The sequence below is a fragment of the Mesorhizobium sp. M1322 genome (genome assembly GCF_040318085.1).
Classification (GTDB): domain Bacteria; phylum Pseudomonadota; class Alphaproteobacteria; order Rhizobiales; family Rhizobiaceae; genus Mesorhizobium.
The window spans coordinates 1-1035 of record NZ_JAMYLP010000214.1 but is presented as its reverse complement, the minus strand read 5'-3'; the positions used below and the strand labels follow the sequence as shown (position 1 = coordinate 1035).

Below are 1035 nucleotides of genomic sequence, written 5' to 3'. Positions count from 1 at the left end.
TGTGAGCTTTCGGGAGGTTGTCCATTCGGACCGGACCGGGGAGACTGGAGTTACCAGGCTTCAGCACTCACCGGAGGGTCCGAATGAACATCCACAAGAATGCCCGTCTCACGCCGCTGCGTCGAGAGGAGATGGCGCTTTCGGTGATAGAAGGCGCTTCTTCCAAAGCCGATGCGGCGCGGGTCTACGGCGTGTCGGCCAAGATCGTGGCGCGCTGGGTCGAGCGCTATAAGTCCGAAGGGCGGGCCGGCATGATCGACCGTTCCTCGCGGCCCGCCCATATGCCACAGGCCACCGCTGCGTTGATCGCCGAGCGCATCATGGCGCTGCGGCGGCAACGTTGGACCGGCAAGCACATCGCCCATGAGGTCGGCGTCTCGCCCGCCACCGTTAGCCGCGTTCTCAAGCGTGCCGGACTGTCCCGGCTCAGGGATATCGAACCGGCCGAGCCGATCCGACGCTACGAGCGCGAGCATCCCGGCGAGATGATCCATATCGACATCAAGAAGCTCGGTCGTTTCGAGCGCATCGGTCATCGCATTACCGGCAAGCGCACCGGCAATGCCAGCTCGCGCGGCAGCAGTTGGGAGTTCGTCCATGTCTGCATCGACGACGCCTCCCGCATCGCCTTCTCGCAGATCCTGCCCGACGAGAAAAAAGAAAGCGCCATCGCCTTCCTCAAGGCGGCGATCGCCTACTACGCCAGCCTCGGCGTCGCGATAGCCCGCGTCATGACCGACAACGGCTCCTGCTACAGATCGAAGGCCTTCGCCAAGGCCTGCCGCGATCTCGGCCTCAAGCATGTCAGGACAAGGCCTTACACACCCAAGACCAATGGCAAGGCCGAGCGCTTCATCCAGACGGCGCTGCGCGAATGGGCCTATGCCATCGCCTATCCGACTTCAGATCACCGCGCCGCCGAACTGCCTGTCTGGCTGCACAGATACAATTGGCATCGTCCACACGGCAGCCTAAAGTCCAAACCACCCATCAGTCGCCTCGATATAACCCTGGACAACCTGTTGAGGCTCCACA

General features: G+C 62.6%; 1 protein-coding gene. It reads left to right on the top strand.

The features are described from left to right. Positions 1-83: 83 nt before the first annotated feature. Positions 84-1035 (top strand): IS481 family transposase (locus NKH12_RS30440; protein WP_352956484.1); only part of this gene is annotated, 952 nt, incomplete at its 3' end.